The following is an 869-nucleotide window of genomic DNA, read 5'->3' as shown; positions in this document are numbered from 1 at the left end:
ATTACGACAATCAGCCACGACGTCCCCACTATCGGTGCGGGACTAATAAACAAGAAGGAGACCAAACACATGTTCAAAAGAAATTCTGCAGTATCAATCGGAGTTCTCTTCATCGTTCAAGTACTCACGGCGGCCATTGGGTTGTCATTCGTTGAGTCATTCCTCGGTGGCCAAGCGAGTAGGTCAATGCTCACTACCGGAGTGGTGCTCATGATGTTCTCGGGAATCTTGATCGCCGCATTCGGCGTGCTTCTGTATCCGATACTCAAGCTCGCCAACAAAACGCTGGCGGCCTGGGTAGTAATAATTCGGGCCACTGAAGCTGCGGTTGCCGTGGCCTTCGGCATCTATCTGCTACAAAACCTGCAGGTCGTGCCGAATCACCTGATGTGGGTCTATATCCTTGCGGGCGCGGCCGTGTGATGTCGCAAGACATCGGAATAGTTCGAACCCACGGTTTGTGGGTTCGGACTATTTTTTTGTGCTGGTGGGTTGGTAGTCGCGGCTGAGGTCGATGGTGAGCTCTCGCAGGATCTCTCCGGTGGTGGCGTTGATGACGGTGACGTCGAGTTCTTGGATGAGCAGTGTGACGTGGGTTCGGCCGACGCCGATGTGGCGCAGGTGGCCGGCAACGCGGAGGGTTACGGTGCCAGATTTGTCGATGCGGTCGTGGCGGACGCGGTTGTGGGAGTCGTCGCGTGGGCTGCTGGCGGGTGTGGCTTTGATGCTGGTTGTGTAGGCCGTTGCTGGTGTTGCTTGGTGCTCTAGTGAGCGGTGTGGGCGACGCTGGTTGTATTCGTCTGCGAACTCGCCCAGCAGTAGTTGCAGCTCGCTGATCGTGGTGGGTTGGTGTGGTTGTGCTCTGAGCC

At 56.5% G+C, this 869-nt stretch carries 1 protein-coding gene and 1 pseudogene; one reads left to right on the top strand and one right to left on the bottom strand.

Going from position 1 to position 869, the window contains the following annotated elements; translation table 11 throughout:
• On the top strand, positions 1–423 hold a 423-nt coding region (locus tag ADIWIN_RS21495), incomplete at its 5' end, for a hypothetical protein (protein WP_040757581.1).
• A 48-nt stretch (positions 424–471) separates the two neighbouring features.
• Here the strand turns inward: ADIWIN_RS21495 and ADIWIN_RS20610 are convergent.
• Positions 472–869, bottom strand: a pseudogene (locus tag ADIWIN_RS20610) (IS481 family transposase); the annotation flags it as partial.

It is taken from the genome of Winogradskyella psychrotolerans RS-3, assembly GCF_000427335.1.
Lineage (GTDB): Bacteria > Bacteroidota > Bacteroidia > Flavobacteriales > Flavobacteriaceae > Winogradskyella > Winogradskyella psychrotolerans.
The sequence above is the reverse complement of the archived record's forward strand: the minus strand, read 5'-3'. Positions and strand labels throughout refer to the sequence as shown.